The sequence below is a fragment of the Methylocella sp. genome, assembly GCF_044226135.1.
Lineage (GTDB): Bacteria > Pseudomonadota > Alphaproteobacteria > Rhizobiales > Beijerinckiaceae > Methylocapsa.
This window is the reverse complement of record NZ_JBGAHM010000009.1, coordinates 89194-105517: the sequence shown is the minus strand read 5'-3', so window position 1 is coordinate 105517 and position 16324 is coordinate 89194. Positions and strand designations below refer to the sequence as shown.

General features: G+C 65.4%; 17 protein-coding genes, 1 tRNA gene and 1 pseudogene. 9 read left to right on the top strand and 10 right to left on the bottom strand.

Going from position 1 to position 16324, the window contains the following annotated elements; all coding sequences use genetic code 11:
• Positions 1 to 31: 31 nt before the first annotated feature.
• Both ACILRB_RS06640 and ACILRB_RS06635 read right to left on the bottom strand, forming a co-directional pair.
• A complete protein-coding gene (locus ACILRB_RS06640; protein ID WP_395665511.1) occupies positions 32 to 2227 on the bottom strand; it encodes a ParB/RepB/Spo0J family partition protein in 2196 nt (731 codons plus the stop codon).
• Positions 2228 to 2558: 331 nt separating this feature from the next.
• Complete coding sequence (locus ACILRB_RS06635; RefSeq protein ID WP_395665510.1) at positions 2559 to 2765, bottom strand: hypothetical protein; 207 nt, start codon at positions 2763 to 2765, stop codon at positions 2559 to 2561.
• Positions 2766 to 2979: 214 nt separating this feature from the next.
• Between ACILRB_RS06635 and ACILRB_RS06630 the strand changes: the two are divergent.
• Positions 2980 to 3731, top strand: a pseudogene (locus ACILRB_RS06630) (IS5 family transposase).
• Positions 3732 to 3744: 13 nt separating this feature from the next.
• On the opposite strand, the gene ACILRB_RS06625 reads toward ACILRB_RS06630, so the two are convergent.
• The 6 genes from ACILRB_RS06625 to ACILRB_RS06600 form a co-directional block, all read right to left on the bottom strand.
• Positions 3745 to 4500 carry a hypothetical protein gene (locus tag ACILRB_RS06625; RefSeq protein ID WP_395665509.1) on the bottom strand — a complete coding sequence of 252 codons (756 nt, stop codon included), beginning with the start codon at positions 4498 to 4500 and terminating at the stop codon, positions 3745 to 3747.
• A gap of 16 nt (positions 4501 to 4516) precedes the next feature.
• The gene (locus ACILRB_RS06620) at positions 4517 to 5242 is read right to left on the bottom strand and encodes a DUF2971 domain-containing protein (protein ID WP_395665508.1); all 726 of its coding nucleotides are present in this window, start codon (positions 5240 to 5242) and stop codon (positions 4517 to 4519) included.
• Positions 5239 to 6141 carry a hypothetical protein gene (locus tag ACILRB_RS06615; RefSeq protein WP_395665507.1) on the bottom strand — a complete coding sequence of 301 codons (903 nt, stop codon included), beginning with the start codon at positions 6139 to 6141 and terminating at the stop codon, positions 5239 to 5241. The genes ACILRB_RS06620 and ACILRB_RS06615 overlap by 4 nt, the downstream gene beginning before the upstream one ends.
• Before the next feature lie 325 nt (positions 6142 to 6466).
• Positions 6467 to 7114: a hypothetical protein gene (locus ACILRB_RS06610; RefSeq protein WP_395665506.1), complete on the bottom strand. Its 648-nt coding sequence runs from the start codon at positions 7112 to 7114 to the stop codon at positions 6467 to 6469.
• A 251-nt stretch (positions 7115 to 7365) separates the two neighbouring features.
• On the bottom strand, positions 7366 to 7884 hold the full coding sequence (locus ACILRB_RS06605; protein WP_395665505.1) for an SLATT domain-containing protein: 519 nt from the start codon (positions 7882 to 7884) through the stop codon (positions 7366 to 7368).
• Positions 7885 to 7904: 20 nt separating this feature from the next.
• A complete protein-coding gene (locus ACILRB_RS06600; protein WP_395665504.1) occupies positions 7905 to 8795 on the bottom strand; it encodes an SMODS domain-containing nucleotidyltransferase in 891 nt (296 codons plus the stop codon).
• Positions 8796 to 9075: 280 nt separating this feature from the next.
• On the opposite strand from ACILRB_RS06600, the gene ACILRB_RS06595 reads away from it, so the two are divergent.
• Positions 9076 to 9255 carry a hypothetical protein gene (locus ACILRB_RS06595; protein ID WP_395665503.1) on the top strand — a complete coding sequence of 60 codons (180 nt, stop codon included), beginning with the start codon at positions 9076 to 9078 and terminating at the stop codon, positions 9253 to 9255.
• 137 nt (positions 9256 to 9392) lie between these two features.
• Here the strand turns inward: ACILRB_RS06595 and ACILRB_RS06590 are convergent.
• Positions 9393 to 9467 (bottom strand) — tRNA-Gly (locus tag ACILRB_RS06590).
• Positions 9468 to 10242: 775 nt separating this feature from the next.
• On the opposite strand from ACILRB_RS06590, the gene rpsM reads away from it, so the two are divergent.
• The 4 genes from rpsM to rplQ all read left to right on the top strand — a co-directional run bounded on the left by rpsM (position 10243) and on the right by rplQ (position 12949).
• Entirely contained in the window at positions 10243 to 10611 is a 369-nt protein-coding gene (gene rpsM / locus ACILRB_RS06585; RefSeq protein ID WP_395665502.1) for a 30S ribosomal protein S13, read from the top strand.
• A gap of 81 nt (positions 10612 to 10692) precedes the next feature.
• Positions 10693 to 11082, top strand: a complete 390-nt coding sequence (gene rpsK, locus ACILRB_RS06580; protein WP_374305666.1) for a 30S ribosomal protein S11 — start codon at positions 10693 to 10695, stop codon at positions 11080 to 11082.
• A 308-nt stretch (positions 11083 to 11390) separates the two neighbouring features.
• The gene (locus ACILRB_RS06575) at positions 11391 to 12407 is read left to right on the top strand and encodes a DNA-directed RNA polymerase subunit alpha (protein ID WP_395665501.1); all 1017 of its coding nucleotides are present in this window, start codon (positions 11391 to 11393) and stop codon (positions 12405 to 12407) included.
• 113 nt (positions 12408 to 12520) lie between these two features.
• Entirely contained in the window at positions 12521 to 12949 is a 429-nt protein-coding gene (rplQ, locus tag ACILRB_RS06570) for a 50S ribosomal protein L17 (RefSeq protein WP_395665500.1), read from the top strand.
• A gap of 93 nt (positions 12950 to 13042) precedes the next feature.
• On the opposite strand, the gene ACILRB_RS06565 is transcribed toward rplQ, so the two are convergent.
• A complete protein-coding gene (locus ACILRB_RS06565; protein WP_395665499.1) occupies positions 13043 to 14434 on the bottom strand; it encodes a GntP family permease in 1392 nt (463 codons plus the stop codon).
• 220 nt (positions 14435 to 14654) lie between these two features.
• Between ACILRB_RS06565 and ACILRB_RS06560 the strand changes: the two genes are divergently transcribed.
• The 3 genes from ACILRB_RS06560 to ACILRB_RS06550 all read left to right on the top strand — a co-directional run bounded on the left by ACILRB_RS06560 (position 14655) and on the right by ACILRB_RS06550 (position 16307).
• The gene (locus ACILRB_RS06560) at positions 14655 to 15308 is read left to right on the top strand and encodes a CoA transferase subunit A (protein WP_395665498.1); all 654 of its coding nucleotides are present in this window, start codon (positions 14655 to 14657) and stop codon (positions 15306 to 15308) included.
• Complete coding sequence (locus tag ACILRB_RS06555) at positions 15308 to 15970, top strand: 3-oxoacid CoA-transferase subunit B (protein WP_395665497.1); 663 nt, start codon at positions 15308 to 15310, stop codon at positions 15968 to 15970. The genes ACILRB_RS06560 and ACILRB_RS06555 overlap by 1 nt, the downstream gene beginning before the upstream one ends.
• A gap of 82 nt (positions 15971 to 16052) precedes the next feature.
• Positions 16053 to 16307: a hypothetical protein gene (locus tag ACILRB_RS06550; RefSeq protein ID WP_395665496.1), complete on the top strand. Its 255-nt coding sequence runs from the start codon at positions 16053 to 16055 to the stop codon at positions 16305 to 16307.
• Positions 16308 to 16324: the final 17 nt, after the last annotated feature.

Sequence of the window (16324 nt, the reverse complement as noted above, 5' to 3'; positions counted from 1 at the left end):
GGAGCCGCTGGAGGCGGCTCCGGCCGTGAGCTCACTCGGCAGCGTGATTGAAGGCTGCGCCGTGCTCGGCCGTGCCGGTATCGTCGGGACCGGCTGCGGTGGGCGCATCCATGACCGCTCCGGCGTCCGCTTCCAGTTCATCCAGCCATGCCGGCCGCTCGGTGCGTAGGAGCGCGGGAAGCCATCCGGTGGCAACGACAAGCTGCTCGGCGGCTTCCGCCATGGGCTGCTTCTTCAGGCCGGTGATCCGGTCGGCGGCCTCGTCGCTGACAGCCTCCCGCACGGCGGCGACAATGTGAGCCTTGGTCACGCGGCCGAAATAGCTCCGCGCCGTGGACGTCCAATGGGCCGTCATGTCGAGGGCGAGCCCCGTTGCCAACCTGTCGGCGGTCTCATGGGCGCGCGGCTTGCGCTCCCAGGGTAGCCTCACCGCATTGACGGTAAGCGAGGCGCAATGTGCGAACAGCGCCAACACGCTCGCCTGATCCAGTGCGACGACGAAGCCCCACAGGTCCGCCACGTCGCACGGCATGTCCGCCGCCCATTCGGCATGGCGATCCGCCAGCGCCTTCGCCGGGGCGGTGTCCTCGATGCCGTCCGCGTGCCCGGCGAGGGTGCTGCTCGTCGGCCGGATTTCGAGGCAGGCGGCTTCCGCGCCGCGATAGAAGCTCTGCGCGGCGAGGGCGTGTGTGACGGCGAGCAAGGCCATGTCGGGCTGCTCGCCGAGAGCGAGGCGCAGGCCGAGCGTGCGGTGGGCCGTGAGGTCTCGTACGAGAAGGTCGGACAGCGGCTTGCCCGCATCCCCGGCGTCCTCGTCCTCCGCGTCGAGCGCGGAAATATGGTTCCCGTCCTCGTCATGTGCACCGTCCTCGATGATCCCACCGTCGTCGTTGACGCGAACGCCCTCTGTGGCTTCTTCCGGCTCCCAATTCTCGTCCTCGGGATGGATGAAGCCGCGCTCGATGCGGGCAGTGCCGTCATGCGACAGCACGACCAACACGCCTCCGCGCGCGATGTCGTCCGGGTTATAGATGTGCCGGAGCGCATCGATGCGCTCCATGTTCGCTTCAAGCACCCCGAACCGCTCGTCCGCCTCCGGGGGGAGCTGCTCTGCGCCGTCCCATTCCTCCGACAGCCGGTTGTATTCCTCCTGCGCGGCGGCATAGGCGGCGGCATCTTCCTCGGAAAGCTCCACCGGCTGCGGATAGGCGCGGCGCAGGCCGTTGCCATGCGGGTAGTCGATGTGGACCGAAACCCACTTCCAGCCTTCCGCCGCCTGAACGGCGGCGGCGGTGCTTTCCAGCTTCTCGATGACGAGCCGGTCCAGAAGCGCAGCGTCCTCGTAGAAGCCGCCACGATCCTCGGTGAACAGGTCGCGCAGGATGGTGCCGCCCGCCTCAGTATACTCCTCCGGGCCGATGAAGATCGCCCGGCGATCCGTCGCCGGAATGTGTGCCTTGGTGAGGTCGCGGCGGATGATCCACGGCTCGCGGTTGTAGGAGAGATTCGCAAAAACCTGCTCCTGCCGGGCATGATCGCCAGTGATGGCGAAGGCCATCAACTGGTCGAGGCTCAAGCCGCCGTCTCGATACACCTGCAACAGGTTAGGGCTGACAGCGCCGAGCCGCAGGCGCTGGCGCACCACATGCGCCGTCACGCCGAAGCGGGCGGCGATGTCCTCCGCACCCCAGCCGCGATTTTCCGCAAGCTCGCGGAACGCCTCGAACTGGTCGGCCGGGTGCATCGCCTCGCGGGTGACGTTCTCGTCAAGGCTGATCTCGTGCGGGTCGTTCGCCGTGTCGATGACGCAGCGCACCGTTTCGGTCTTCCTGATCTCCTTGCGCTTCACGCGGAGAAGCTGGGCGAGCCTGCGGCCTTCGCCCACCGTCACGAAATAACTGCCGGTAGGCTCGGCCGCCGCATCAAGCTCGGGCTCCACCACAAGGTTTTGCAACATGCCCTTGACGGCGATGCTGGCTGCCAACGCTTCGATGATAGCCGGGCTGTGCGGGGTCTTCCGCGCATTGCGGGGCGACTTCTTCAACTTGTTGAGCGGAATGAAAGCCGTCGCGCCGCTCGCGGCCACTGCCACGGCCTCCGCCTCCGGTGCGGGCAGCGCGCCGACGATTTCCGTCGCCGCTTCCCCGACGCTGCGGGCTTCCGCGTCCGCAATCTGATCCGCCATCGTCTCGGTGACAGCCTTCGCCTTCTTCGATGTCCTAGCCATTGTTCCGATCCTTTCTCCGTAAATGCCGAAGGCATGTCCTTCGACATGCCTTCCGGGGGCGCGTGAGCGCGCGGCAGAGAGGGGGGCGGCTGCCGGCGAGCAGGGCTGGGCTGCGCCGCGAGCGGGGTGGATCGGAACGGTTGGGACGATGATGGCTATGCGCCGCCTTGCGAGCGCGCGGCCCCGCCCTCGCGCAGGTGGCGGTCGCGGGGGAGAGAGGGCTAAGACCATCTCTCCTCATTCGGGATCGGCAAGGCTTCAGCCGCAGCCGATCAGGACAAAGCGAGCGCAGCTCGCCGTATTGTCTCGGGCGGTGGAGGCGGTGAGGACGTCAGCCGTTCTCCGTCGGATCGGGATCGGCGGTCGGTTCGATCATGCAATGACAGGCAGGTATCAACTGTGGGCGGTGGCGAATCGGCAGAAGACCTTCACGCTGTTCGGCTTCCATCCCATTGTGCGCAGGATAGGAGGTTCTGACCCAAAGCTGCCCGTCGACTGCCCCTTCAGCGACGTCCGCTTTGCGCCCCATGTCGGTCATGCAGACGCCCACCCCGAAGCAGACCGGGACCCGTTTTCGGCAATCGCCGCGCCGTCAGCGGCCGGTTAGATCGGTGAGCGCCGCTGGGTCGACCTGCCAGAACCGCTCGCCGTCGTCGTCGCAGGTCCGGCCCGGCCGCCGAAGGCATGTCACGTACTAGGGTCTGTTTGGATTCAGGATTCTCATCCTGGCTTGGTTGTGATTCAAGCTTGGGATGGACCGATTCGTTCTGACTGACGCCCAATGGGCGAAGATGGAGCCGCTTTGTCTTGGCAAGCCGGGCGATCCGGGCCGGAGCGGCAATAACAACCGGCTGTTTGTTGAAGCAGTGCTGTGGATTGCCCGCACTGGCAGTCCGTGGCGTGATCTGCCGCGCGCCTTCGGCAACTGGATAACCGTGTACACGCGCTTTCGGGACTGGGCAAAGGCGGGCGTCTGGAAGCGCATGTTTGATGCGGTCTCAAACGAGCCGGACATGGAGTACGTCATGGTCGATGCCACCATCGTCAAGGTCCACCGCCACGGACAGGGCGCAAAAGGGGGACGCAAAAACAGGCCATCGGCCGCTCGAAAGGCGGAATGACCACCAAAATCCTGGCACTTACCGATGCGCTCGGCAATCTCGTGCGTTTCGTGCTGCTGCCAGGACAGCGCTTTGACACGGTCGGCATCCCGCCGCTGATCGAAGGACTGACCTTCGAGGCGCTGATTGCAGACAAGGCCTTCGACAGCAATTCCATCATCGCCGACCTCGACGCACGCGGCGCCAAGATCGTCATCTCTCAGCATCCGCGGCGCGCAAAACCTCTCGCCATCGACGCCGAAATCTACAAATGGCGACATCTGATCGAAAACTTCTTCTGCAAACTCAAGGAATTTAAGCGGATCGCCATGCGAGCAGACAAAACTGACACCAGCTTTGAAGCAATGATCAATCTCACCGCCGGCGTGATAAATTCAAGATGAATCCAAACAGACCCTAGGGCACGACATAGGTCGCGACGACATAGGCCTCGTCGGGGCAGTCGGATCGCGAGGCTTCGGCCTTGACCAAGGCGTCGGCGATCAATTGCTCGTTCGTGAGGATCATGTCGTTGTCCTCGAAGACGATGATCGAGCGCGCGCCCTCTTCGGCCTTCCAGGCGGCGAGCTTCCGATATTTTTTCTCACAAGCTCGCGCGATCCGCTCGACGCGAGGTGCATCACCGCCGCCCGGCGCGACCTGAACGAAATCGAAGCGGCCGCCCATCGCCATTGCGGGCCGATAGCGCGTCAGCCTTACGGGAAATGGCACGCCGGGCGGTTGCGCCTCTCTCGCGGTCACGCGGCTCCCGTAAGGCCTCGGCTCGACACCTGGCGCTTCCTTGCGAACCCAAACGACCAGCGCGGCTCGGACGCCGTCGTGATCCGAGCGCTTGAGCCCAACCGACGCGGTAATCGGGACGAGCAATTGAAAGCACTCGTCCGGCTTCGCCAGGTCGGCCAGCGCAGCGGGAATCGGCCCGAGCAATTCTGCGTTGTGCTTCCGCGTCTCGATGTAATCCGGAAACGGCTCGATTTCTGTGTGCTCGAAGGCATGAAGGACGCCGCCGAAGGTGGAAACCTGGTCGACCGGCGACGGATGCATCTCCGCTTCCGGATCGCGCATGTCGGCCCGCTTCACGCCGTCGCGCTCTTCGATCCGCCGGATCACGGCGTCGAGCACCTTGCCCTCGTTCGATTTTCGCTGGGTCATGTGCTGCTTCCTGGTTTCAGACCGGCGGTGGATCGCGCATAGCCGACCACTCAACGCGGTCCCGAAGGCCGGGCGCGTAATACTCGACCGCGCTGGTCACGGCCTCTATGAACGACCCATCGGCGAGAGGATGGACGCGGATGCAGTCGGCGTGATCTTCGGCGCTCCAATCCAGGCAACGGCCGAAATCCTGCACGCCGAGCGTCTCGGCCTGGTCGGGCTCGGCGATGTGCACCATGCGGACTTCCTGCTCATAGGCGAACATTGGGCGTTTCCGCGTCGCGAGCTCGATCAATTGCGGCGTGCGGCGGTGAGCGCCGGGCGTCTCATAGATCACCGGGAAGAGCGCAACCCCGCGGGCGGATTCGTGCAGCTTCCCGAGCGTCGTCTGGATCGCGACACCCTCGGTCGGACCGCAATAGATGCGCCAGAGCGCGTGCGACTCATGCTCGGAAGCGTTCCAGCAATTCACGAAGGTCTTCTCTCGCCATGCAGGGATGATCCGAGCGGCGCGCTCCATCGCCGTCTCGCGCTTCCCCTCGCCCAGCGGCGTGATGGGTTGTCGCTTCACGATATGGTCGAGCTGATCACCCGCCAGCGCGATCTCCCAAGGATCGCCCAGCTTGTCAGCGCGGGAGAGCCAAAGCTGCTTTCGCTGGAGAAGCCAGACGAAGCGCGAAAAGCTCATGTAGCGCCACACGGTCCGGCCGCCGTCGCGCGCAATCCAATCCGTGTCGGTCATGCCACGGGCTCCGCGAATCGGGTCGGCGCACTTCGCTCATTGATCCGGCCGTCGGCCGCGATGAAATGGGCGGGCGCGGCGATCACTGTCTCGACGCCGAGGACGCTCGGCGGGAATTCCGAAATCACTCCCGCTAGGTGCAACGACCAGGCGCCGTCGGTTTCGAGCGGCATCATCATCGGACCGCCGCTGATCCCGCCTGGATCGAAGCCAGCGGGCGGAAAGCCGAGGCCCAGCGTGTCGACCCAGAACTGGCGCTCGAAGGGCATGGAGATTTGGCGCTCCGTCGCGGAGCCGATGGGCCCGCCCGCGACGTAGAGCCCGAAGCTCATCGCGCAGCTATTGATCCAAAGCCGCGCGTCTTCCGGGAATCCGGCGAAGTACCCGGTGAGGCCGGGTCGGCCGGGCCGTGTCGTCGCCGGATGGGGCGGCGGCCAATCGCTCGCGGCGACAGCGAACGGCTGCTTTCCGATTTGCGCGAACTCGGCGGTTGTGACGTTGAACGTCGCAATGTCGATCCCGTCGTTCACGTCAATCAATCGAGCATCGGGATCGAAGGTGAGGTCGCCGAGCTGGCACGCGATGCGGCCCCGAGACATTTGCTTGCCCTCCTGGTAGAGGCGGAGGACGTGCGCCGCGGTGACGGCGATGATCCGACCGTCAATGTCGAGAAAGAACGCCGAGCCGTTGCGCCAACGCTGGGTGCCGAGCGTCGCGTGCACGTAGGACCAGCGGATCGTCGTGACCAACGTCCCGGCCGTAACGTGGAGCGTCCGCACGAATGGGCTCCGGGCGAACTCGATCTTCTCGGCGTCGCTCATGTTGTTGAGCGCCGAAGCTCGCGGCGCGTCGCCGACGATGGGTATCCGGTGCATCGACTTGGTCCATACTTGGCCCATGGGCGCTCGCGGGGCCTATCGCGTTGCGCGGTGAAACAACCAAGCTATCGCCGCGCAAAGTAGAATCGTGGTGGGCGGTGAGAGGCTCTAATGCCCCACCCTATCAGTATAAACGATATTTCATCTCTTTATCCAATTTATAATTTCTAACGGTTCAAATATTATTTGCGTGTGCAAAGCACAGCAGCCGGAGTAATCTTGGCTGCCGAATGGCAGCTATGTGTTCGACACGTCCCAGGAGCGCCCATTCCGCTGTCGGCCCATTTTCAGCCGTATAGCGTGAACTGAATGGACGCCCTCGTCCTGAACGTCGGCATTATATCAATCAATCCAGCTGCCCCGGGAAGTTCTTGCGACGGCCAGCCTCCAGATTTCGCACCATGTTCTCTACGCCAATCGCGTAGAATTCGGCGACGCTGATGGCGGCGCTCTCCTGTAGCTTCCACTGGTGCTCCGTGACCACCCCGATCACCGCGTTTACCAGTGCAATTACCTCTTCCGCTTCGAGCGGATAGTCGGCGTATATACGCGCAGGCTCTTTCAAATAGCGCTTGTCGAGATGAGCGAAAAACTTATCGCGCCGTCCCATGATGGCATTGATTGTGTTGCGCCTCGATTCCAGTTCATCGAGCTGTTTCTCCAGGACTTCGATCGGCGGAGGCCCTGACTTCCACGTGATGTTCGCTTGGTTTTTCATGCAGAAGGCGAGGAATGCGAACAAGCTCCCCTCTGCTCGGCGCGGTTCCTCCAGCAGTCGGGCCGTTGCAAGATGCAGGTCGGTTTCAACTGAAAAGATCAGGGGATGGAGGATCGGTTCGATTTTCCAGAGCCGGTCCCCATGCATACCCTGCTGCCGGATGAGCTCGCGATAGACGGCCAACTTGGGCACGAGACCCGGCGGCGCCTCACCCTGGATTAGAGTGACGTAGCGGGAAAGCCGCTCTTCATAGTTCGCCTGAATCTGGGCCTTCACGGTCTCTCCTCTCACCCACCACACCACTACAGTTTGCTTATTGAGCGCCATTTGAAAAGGTCGACACAGCGCGACTTGCGTCAGGATCGGCGATGTAGCGGAATCTACGTCCGCTTCCAGGCCCAGTCACCCGAAAGCCGCCGGTCTCTTCACGACCCCAAACCGGCCATTCATCGTCGCAGCAGCGAACTTCGGCTCCTGGCGCACTATGGCCACCGTCACGTCGACGATCAGCAGCGTGGGGCCGCCGCTCAAACCTTCGGCGGCTCTGATCGCTTGCCGGATGGGGTCTCTCCGGTCGGCAGGTCGACCGCGAAATCGTAATTGCCGCCCTCGATCTGCTTCTTTGCGTCCTCGCGATACCGATCGGGCGGAGTGATGGATCCACCCCGGACGGCGTCCATGCGGTCCATGAGCTCTGCCAGGACCTCTTCCGCCTTATCCACCTCGCCGAGCGCTGTGATCCTCGCAAGGCGCCGGAAGCGGTCCTGAAGCGCTTTATATTCGGCAGCGGTCCGTTTGAGCTCTTCGACGTGCGTCTGGATGTCGAGAGCCTCCGATATGGATGGGATCAAGGTAGCCAGGAAGGCGATGACCGCCACGGCGACGGCAGGTAGCCAAGCCTTGGCGAAGGCTGCGCCAGCGAGGGCCGTCAGGACGATGGGGGCGAGCGTGATAGCCTTGTGCTGCCACCGCACCCGACGCAGCCAAATGTAGAGCATCGTGGAGGTCCAGAGGCAGCTTTCCGACTGCCTCAGGGCTTCCTTCACGATCTCTCGGCGGCGCGCTTCTACGACAGCACGTGGATCGGGATCCGGGGTCCGAAGATCTTCTGCCATTCTACGCCCGCTAGGATGTCGTAGTCGTCTCGCTCATAATCGCACGCCTGTTCAGCGATGCCGATGGCCGTCTCGACCTTAGAAGCCCACTTGTCGCCAAGCTGGACGATTTCGCCTGTGCCGGGGATCGCTACCCACCCGTTCACCCGAGTCTTGATGAACTTTAGGCAGTCCCGCACATACCAATCGTAATAGTAGTAGTCGTAATTGCCCCAAGGGTAGTTGCGGAAGAAATCTGCAACCAGGAGCTCGATGGCGAAGGATTTTAGATCGACGGAGCACTCGTGCTTCCACCGCTTGATGATCTTGCAGAGCGGGCGGACGTTGCCGCTGAAGTCCCGGTCAGCATCGTCGATGAGCTTGATCTGCGCAGCCGGATCGACCGTCTTCCACGATCCACCGCCGTTCGTGTCCGGCATGATGAACTGCCCGTTGCCGATTGCAAACACGGGCACGAGTTCGACCATGATTGAGTTAAAATCGATCTGGACCACCTGCCCATCGCCACGCTTTCGGGTCTGCGGATAGGCCGCCTCCAGCTTGTCCTTAATCTCCTGGAGGAGCGCAGACTGCCCGTTGAAGGCGTAGGCATGGAAGCGTTGATACATGGCCCAATCGAACCGAGCCATGATGTCGATGTCCGCGGACGGTCGCACCGGCGTGCCTTTGCCCCAAGAGCCCACCGGGAAGATCGGCGGGTTCTCCGTCGCCTCGCCGCCGTAGGCACGTTGCAGGGCCTGACCGACGCGCTTGGCCTTACCAAATGCGTCCTCGACCTGATCCTTCATCGGGTTCAGGTCGGCATGAAAAGCTCTGAAGCGCTGGCGGACTGCGATCCACATCTCGACTCTCCAGGATGCACCTTACCCGCAGCAGAACGAAGACGGAACATCAGGAAGCCCAACCGCCCACAACTACAGACGCCGGCATCGGATCCGGGACTATGTATCCGATGCTGGCCCGGTTGGAGACGGCCGATTGGCTCAAGGGCGATTGGGAGGACGTGGACCCCAAGGAGGTGGGCCGGCTCCGGCGCCGCTTCTACTCCCTCACCACGGCGGAACGCGCACGGGCGCTAGCCGTTTTCGCTGAGTTCCAAGACATGCCGACGGGAGACCTCGCATGGAACTCCAGATCGGGCTTCTCATGAACATCCTTGGCAATGACCTCTACGACCGCTGCCCGCGCTTCGCGAAGTGGATCAGCCGTCTTTCCGTCGGAGCGGGATCGGTGGTCAGTTCGATCAGGCAATTACAGGCCCGTATCAACTGCGTGCGATGGCGAGCCACCTCGTTTCGATAGAGGGTGCGCAGTTTTCCCCAGGGGGAGAACTGATGGGTACTCCCAACATCGGTGGTCACCAAGTGGTCACCAAGCCGAAAACGACAAAACCGCCTCTCGGCGGCTTCGTTATAAGTCGTTGATTATTTGGAGAAATTTGGAGCGGGCGATGGGATTCGAACCCACGACCCCAACCTTGGCAAGGTTGTGCTCTACCCCTGAGCTACACCCGCGTCCGAGCCGGAGGCGTCGCCGCCGGCCCCGGCTATATGGCCCAAACGAATCTGGATTGCAACCGCTCCTTTTGCGGCTTTTTTCACAAGACCGCCGCCGTCACGTCGTCGCCAAGCCGCCAAGCCGCCAAGTAGCCATTTGCCATGGCGCCATGTCGTCGCCGCGCTCTGAGCTGTGTCGCGGCTATTCCGCCGTCTCGCCAATCGCCGCGCCCGACCGCCGGGGCGCATAAACACAAAGTAAAGACAGGTCCGCCGGCCGGCCGGCGTCAGCCAGGCCGTCGCCGTCAAGCGCGCATGCGGCCGGCGAAAAGGGCCTGTGTCTCGCCGGCCCGCGGCCGCGGGCCGGGAGCGGCGCATGTTCGCCGCGCGGTCTTGCGCGCCGCGCCGGATTTCTCCGGCCGCCGGCGGCGGGACAAGATGCGCTCGTTCGGCTGAGACGGGTCTGGCGCCCGAGATCCGGCGTTCCGAAATGATTCGGCGCCAAAGCGGGCGCGTCCGAACGGGCCTCGCGCGCCGCGGCGAAGCTGGGGCGGGACGCTGCGCGAAGCTTCGCGCACGCCCGGCCGGCGGCTCCGGCCGCCGTCGCCCGCCCTGGCGAAAGCGCTTGACGCCATCGCGATGATCGGTTATGCGCACCCCTTCAGCCTGAAACGCGAGTTTCCGGAGGCGTTTCTTGCGTCTTCGAGCAATCTGGGCGCTCCCGCAGGGGCCGGCCTCCACCGGACGCGGGAGTCTTTACGCGGCCCCGCCGCGGCTCACATGGAGAAGATCTGTGGCACGTATCGCCGGCGTCAACATTCCGACCAACAAGCGCGTCGTCATCGCGCTTCAATATATTCACGGCATCGGCTCCAAGAAGGCCGAGGAGATCTGCAAGAAGGTCAATATTCCGGACGCGCGCCGCGTCTCCGAACTGACCGACGCCGAGGTGCTGCAGATCCGCGAGACCATCGACCGCGACTATCTCGTCGAGGGCGACCTGCGCCGCGAGGTGGCGATCAACATCAAGCGCCTCATGGACCTTGGCTGCTACCGCGGCCTGCGTCATCGCCGCCAGCTGCCGGTGCGCGGCCAGCGCACCCACACCAACGCCCGCACCCGCAAGGGCAAGGCGAAGCCGATCGCCGGCAAGAAGAAGTAATTTCGCGCGCGGCCCGCAGCGGCCGCCGCCCTCCCTAGCGCCTGGCGTTACGGGCGCGCCTGAAGGACAGTCTGGAGCATCATGGCCAAGGAAACCACCCGCGTCCGCCGTCGCGAACGCAAGAACATCGCGTCGGGCGTCGCGCATGTGAACTCGACGTTCAACAACACCATGATCACCATCACCGACGCGCAGGGGAACACCATCTCCTGGTCCTCGGCCGGCACCATGGGCTTCAAGGGCTCGCGCAAGTCGACCCCCTACGCCGCGCAGATGGCGGCCGAGGATTGCGCGCGCAAGGCCGCCGAGCACGGCATGCGCACGCTCGAGGTCGAGGTGTCGGGCCCCGGGTCGGGCCGCGAATCCGCGCTGCGCGCGCTGCAGGCGGCGGGCTTCACCGTGACCTCGATCCGCGACGTCACGCCGATCCCGCACAACGGCTGCCGGCCGCGCAAGCGCCGCCGCGTCTGACGCGCTCCGGGCCGAAGGCGGCCGGCTGATTTTCAGGCGCCGCCGGCTCCAAAGGGCCGCGCGGCGCGACGCGCATTTCAGTCCAGGGCCGCGCGTCGCCGGTGTTGCGGCCCGCGCCGCCGCCGTCGGCCCGAGGCGTTTCCGGCGGCCTCCCCGACGGGGCGCCGCTCAAGCCCCGGCGCAGGAACGCTTTCCGATCGGGCTTCCGCCTCCGATCGGAAAGCGCTCCGGAGCGCCGCATCTTATAACATACGGCAAGACTTGTCCGGCGCCGAAACGGGCGCCGCACCGTCAGAAAGGCTCTGTTCGTGATTCAGAAGAACTGGCAGGAGCTCACCAAACCCAACAAGCTCGAGGTGATCCCGGGCGACGATCCCAAGCGCGTCGCGACCGTCGTCGCCGGCCCGCTCGAGCTCGGTTTCGGCCTTACGCTCGGCAACGCCCTGCGCCGCATCCTGCTGTCCTCGCTGCAGGGCGCGGCCATCACCTCCGTCCATATCGACGGCGTGCTGCATGAGTTCTCGTCCATTCCGGGCGTGCGCGAGGACGTGACCGACATCGTTCTCAACATCAAGGACATCGCCGTCAAGATGCAGGGCGACGGGCCGAAGCGCCTCGTCCTCAAGAAGCAGGGCCCCGGCAAGGTCACGGCCGGCGACATCCAGACCACGGGCGACATCGTCGTCCTGAACCCCAGCCTCGTCATCTGCACCCTCGACGAGGGCGCCGAGATCCGCATGGAGTTCACCATCAGCACCGGCAAGGGCTATGTCGCGGCCGAGCGCAACCGCGCCGAAGACGCGCCGATCGGCCTCATCCCGATCGACAGCCTCTATTCTCCGGTGCGCAAGGTCAGCTACCGCGTCGAGAACACCCGCGAGGGCCAGAACCTCGACCTCGACAAGCTCACGCTGCAGGTCGAGACCAATGGCGCGCTGACCCCTGAGGACGCCGTGGCCTTCGCCGCGCGCATCCTGCAGGACCAGCTCAACGTCTTCGTCAATTTCGAGGAGCCGCGCCGCGTCGAGTCGACGCCTTCGATCCCCGAGCTCGCCTTCAACCCGGCGCTGCTCAAGAAGGTCGACGAGCTCGAGCTTTCCGTGCGCTCGGCGAACTGCCTGAAGAACGACAACATCGTCTACATCGGCGACCTCATCCAGAAGTCCGAGGGCGAGATGCTGCGCACCCCGAACTTCGGCCGCAAGTCCTTGAACGAGATCAAGGAAGTGCTCGCGCAGATGGGCCTCCACCTCGGCATGGAGGTCAATGGCTGGCCGCCGGACAACATCGACGACCTCGCCAAGCGCTTCGAGGAGCACTACTGAGACTTCGGGGCCGCGCGCGGCGGCCCCGTCCGCGCTTCGCCCGCAAAGACGGGCGCATAAAGGACGGCCGACCCGTGGCGCGGCGGCCGTCATAATCAAACGGAGAAGGCCAAATGTATCACGGCAACGCGCATCGCCGCTTCGGGCGCACCCATGAGCATCGCAAGGCGATGTTCGCCAACATGGCGCAGGCGCTCATCAAGCATGAGCAGATCGTCACCACCCTGCCCAAGGCGAAGGATCTTCGCCCCGTCGTCGAAAAGCTCGTCACCCTCGGCAAGCGCGGCGACCTGCACGCCCGCCGCCAGGCGATCGCCCAGATCAAGGACGTCGCCCTCGTCGGCAAGCTCTTCGCGGTGCTCGGCCCGCGCTACAAGGACCGCAACGGCGGCTACACCCGCGTGCTCAAGGCCGGCTTCCGCTACGGCGACAACGCGGCCATGGCGGTGATCGAATTCGTCGACCGCGACGTCAGCGCCAAGGGCAAGGACTCGGGGCCCGTCCAGGGCGCCGAGGAGGAAGAGGCCGTCGCCGCCTCCTGACCGCGCCGGCGTTTCGCAGGACGTAAAATCCCCCTTCGCCCGCCGGCGGAGGGGGATTTTTCGTGTCATCGGGCTGCGGCGCGGCGCAGACGCTCAATAAAGCCCGGTCAGGTAATAGAAGCCGATGACCACGAACACGGCCGCCGTCTTCAGCACGGTGACCGCGAAAATGTCGGCGTAGGCGTGGCGATGCGTCAGGCCGGTGACGGCGAGCACGGTGATCACCGCGCCATTGTGCGGCAGCGTGTCCATGCCGCCCGACGCCATGGCGGCGACGCGGTGCAGCACGGCCATCGGAATATGCGCGGCGTCCGCCGCCGCGATGAACTGCTGAGACATGGCGGCGAGCGCGATCGACAGCCCGCCCGAGGCCGAGCCGGTGACGCCGGCGAGGGTCGAGACGCTGATCGCGACCTTGGCCAGCGGATCGCCGATGCTCCCCAGCGCGTCGCGGATGAAGACGAAGCCGGGCAGCGCGGCGATCACCGCGCCGAAGCCATATTCGGAGGCCGTGTTCATGCCGGCGAGCAGGGCGCCGGCGACCGCCGTTTTGGAGCCGTCGGCGAATTTGCGCGTCAGCGGACGGAAGGCGAGGGCGAACACGGTCAAAACGCCCAGAATGAGCGCGCCCTGCACCGCCCAGATCGCCGTCAGCGCCGCGGCGTCGGAGACGACCGGCGCGCTCATGCCGGCGAGCCTGACCTCATGCCGGCCGGGATAGGCGGAGGCGATCAGCATGGTCAAAAGCTTGTTCGAGACGAACACCACGACGAGCGGCGCGATGGCCACATAGGGCGAGGCGAGCGGCGCGTCGGCCTCGGTCTCCGGTTCGTTGAGCTGGCCCGCGCCATAGCCTTCGCCCTTCGCCGCGGCCTGGCGGCGGCGCCATTCGAGCCAGCCGAGGCCCGAGACCAGAATGAAGATCGCGCCCACGACGCCAAGGACGGGCGCGGCCCAGGCCGTGGTGTGGAAGAAGGCCGAGGGAATGATGTTCTGGATCTGCGGCGTGCCGGGCAGGGCGTCCATGGTGAAGCTGAAGGCGCCGAGCGCGATTGTTCCCGGAATCAGCCGCTTCGGGATGTCGGAGCGGCGGAACAGCTCGGCGGCGAAGGGATAGACCGCGAACACCGCGACGAACAGCGAGACGCCGCCATAGGTCAGCACCGCGCAGACCAGCACGATGGCGAGAATCGCGCGCGAGGCGCCGATGAGCCCGACGACGGCGGCGACGATGGCCCGCGAGAAGCCCGACAGCTCGATCGCCTTGCCAAACACCGCGCCGAGCAGGAACACCGGAAAATAGAGCTTCAGGAAGGCGACCATCTTCTCCATGAACAGGGAGGTGAAGACGGTCGGGACGGCGGACGGGTCCGTGACGAGCACCGCCAGCATGGCGGCGATCGGCGCGAACAGAATCACGCTGAAGCCGCGATAGGCGACGAACATCAGGAGAAACAGCGCGGCGAGCGCGATCAGGAGATCCATGCGGCGTCCTTCCCCCCAAAGACGCGGCCGGTTCGGGACGCCGGGTCGAGCCATGCGTCCGGCGCGGCGAATCAGCCGGTCCGGACCGAGCCTAGCCGGCGCCGCCTGCGCCTTCCAGCTCTCCTGAGGTCGTGGACGCGGCAGGCGCCCAGGCGGCTTGCGAAAGACGGGGGCTTGAGTATTGCTGTGCGGGAGCTGACCAGCAGGAGCAGGCTTGAGCATGAAAAGCGCCATATCGCCCGCTGACGCGGCGGCCCTCATCCCCGACGGCGCGTCGGTGATGATCGGCGGCTTCATGGGGGTCGGCTCGCCGCACCGCCTGATCGACGCGATCGTCGCCGCCGGCCGCAAGAATCTGACCGTGATCGCCAATGACACGGGAAGGCCCGGCTTCGGCCTCGCCAGGCTCGTTTCGGCGGGCTGCGTCGCGAAGGTCGTCGCCTCGCATATCGGCCTCAATCCCGAAACCCAGAAAAAGATGATCTCGGGCGAGATGGAGGTCGAGCTTGTGCCCCAGGGCACGCTCGCCGAGCGCATCAGGGCGGCGGGCTACGGGCTCGGCGGCGTCCTGACCAAGACGGGGCTCGGCACGCTCGCCGCCGAAGGCCGGCGCGTCATCGAGATCGACGGCGAGAGCTGGCTCTATGCGCCGCCGCTTGCGGCCGATTTCGCGCTCGTCGCCTGCGAGCGCGCCGACTACAACGGCAATCTGTCGTATCAGCTCACGGCGACGAACTTCAATCCGGTCATGGCCATGGCCGGGGCGGTGGTGATCGCCGAGCCGCGCGAGATCCTGCCCGTCGGCGCGGTGCCGCCGGACGCCGTCGACACCGCGGGCGTGCTCGTCGACCATCTCATCGAAAGGGCCCGCTGATGACGCCTGTCGAAATCATCCAGCGCCGCGTCGCGCGCGAGCTGCATCCGGGCACGCTCGTCAATCTCGGCATCGGCCTGCCGACCGGCGTCGCGCAATTCCTGCCGCACAGCTCCGGCATCCTGTTCCAGTCCGAGAACGGCATCGTCGGCATGGGCGCGCCGCCTCCCGACGGCATGGAGTGGGACGACCTGACCGACGCCGGCGGCGGCTTCGTCACCGCCGTGCCGGGCGCGGCGACGGTCGACAGCGCGGTGTCCTTCGGCCTGATCCGCGGCGGCCATCTCGACGCCACCGTGCTCGGCGGGCTGCAGGTCGACGAAAAGGGCCTGCTCGCCAACTGGATGGTGCCGGGCAAGATGGTGCCGGGCATGGGCGGGGCGATGGATCTCGTCACCGGCGCGCGCCGCGTCATCGTCGCCATGCAGCATACGGCCAGGGGCGCGCCGAAGATCCTGCCGGCCTGCACCCTGCCGCTCACCTCGCTGCGGCGGGTGACGCTGGTCGTCACCGAGCTCGCCGTGATCGAGCCGACCGACGAGGGGCTCGTCCTGCGCGAGCGCGCGCCCGACGTCTCGGTCGAGGCGATCCGGGCGGCGACCGCGGCGCGGCTGATCGTGTCAGGCGACGTGCCCGAAATGGAGCTCGCCGTCGCCGCCTGAAGCTTTCGCACGACGTTCCGGCGTGCGCGAAAATCGGCTATCATGGCGTTCCGGATCGGCGCTTCGGAACGGGACCCGAAAGATGAGCGAGGACTCGGAGGCGCTGGCGCGCGCGCTGCGCCAGGGCTGGCTCGAAAAGCTCGGCGACATGTATGCCGGCGGCGCGCCGAAATCGAAGGTGCTCGAGGCCATGCTGAGCGTCCAGCTCGCCTGCGCGGCGCGCGAGGACGGCGCCGCCGCGACGATCCGCAGGCTGCGCCGGCTCGCCGACGCCATGGAGGCGGCGCAATGGCGCAAATGGTGCGGCGAGGATTTCAGCCCCGAAGCCTTTGATTGAGGCGAGGGGCGCGGCGC

What these genes read in the sequence shown, in the direction of transcription:
- ACILRB_RS06615 (WP_395665507.1), bottom strand. Translation starts at nt 6,141, where the DNA reads ATGGGCCAAGTATGGACCAAGTCGATGCACCGGATACCCATCGTCGGC.
- rpsK (WP_374305666.1), top strand. Translation starts at nt 10,693, where the DNA reads ATGGCCAAGGAAACCACCCGCGTCCGCCGTCGCGAACGCAAGAACATC.
- ACILRB_RS06600 (WP_395665504.1), bottom strand. Translation starts at nt 8,795, where the DNA reads ATGTGGATCGCAGTCCGCCAGCGCTTCAGAGCTTTTCATGCCGACCTG.
- rplQ (WP_395665500.1), top strand. Translation starts at nt 12,521, where the DNA reads ATGTATCACGGCAACGCGCATCGCCGCTTCGGGCGCACCCATGAGCAT.
- ACILRB_RS06565 (WP_395665499.1), bottom strand. Translation starts at nt 14,434, where the DNA reads ATGGATCTCCTGATCGCGCTCGCCGCGCTGTTTCTCCTGATGTTCGTC.
- ACILRB_RS06625 (WP_395665509.1), bottom strand. Translation starts at nt 4,500, where the DNA reads ATGACCCAGCGAAAATCGAACGAGGGCAAGGTGCTCGACGCCGTGATC.
- ACILRB_RS06595 (WP_395665503.1), top strand. Translation starts at nt 9,076, where the DNA reads ATGGAACTCCAGATCGGGCTTCTCATGAACATCCTTGGCAATGACCTC.
- ACILRB_RS06640 (WP_395665511.1), bottom strand. Translation starts at nt 2,227, where the DNA reads ATGGCTAGGACATCGAAGAAGGCGAAGGCTGTCACCGAGACGATGGCG.
- ACILRB_RS06560 (WP_395665498.1), top strand. Translation starts at nt 14,655, where the DNA reads ATGAAAAGCGCCATATCGCCCGCTGACGCGGCGGCCCTCATCCCCGAC.
- ACILRB_RS06550 (WP_395665496.1), top strand. Translation starts at nt 16,053, where the DNA reads ATGAGCGAGGACTCGGAGGCGCTGGCGCGCGCGCTGCGCCAGGGCTGG.
- ACILRB_RS06635 (WP_395665510.1), bottom strand. Translation starts at nt 2,765, where the DNA reads ATGACCGACATGGGGCGCAAAGCGGACGTCGCTGAAGGGGCAGTCGAC.
- ACILRB_RS06555 (WP_395665497.1), top strand. Translation starts at nt 15,308, where the DNA reads ATGACGCCTGTCGAAATCATCCAGCGCCGCGTCGCGCGCGAGCTGCAT.
- ACILRB_RS06620 (WP_395665508.1), bottom strand. Translation starts at nt 5,242, where the DNA reads ATGACCGACACGGATTGGATTGCGCGCGACGGCGGCCGGACCGTGTGG.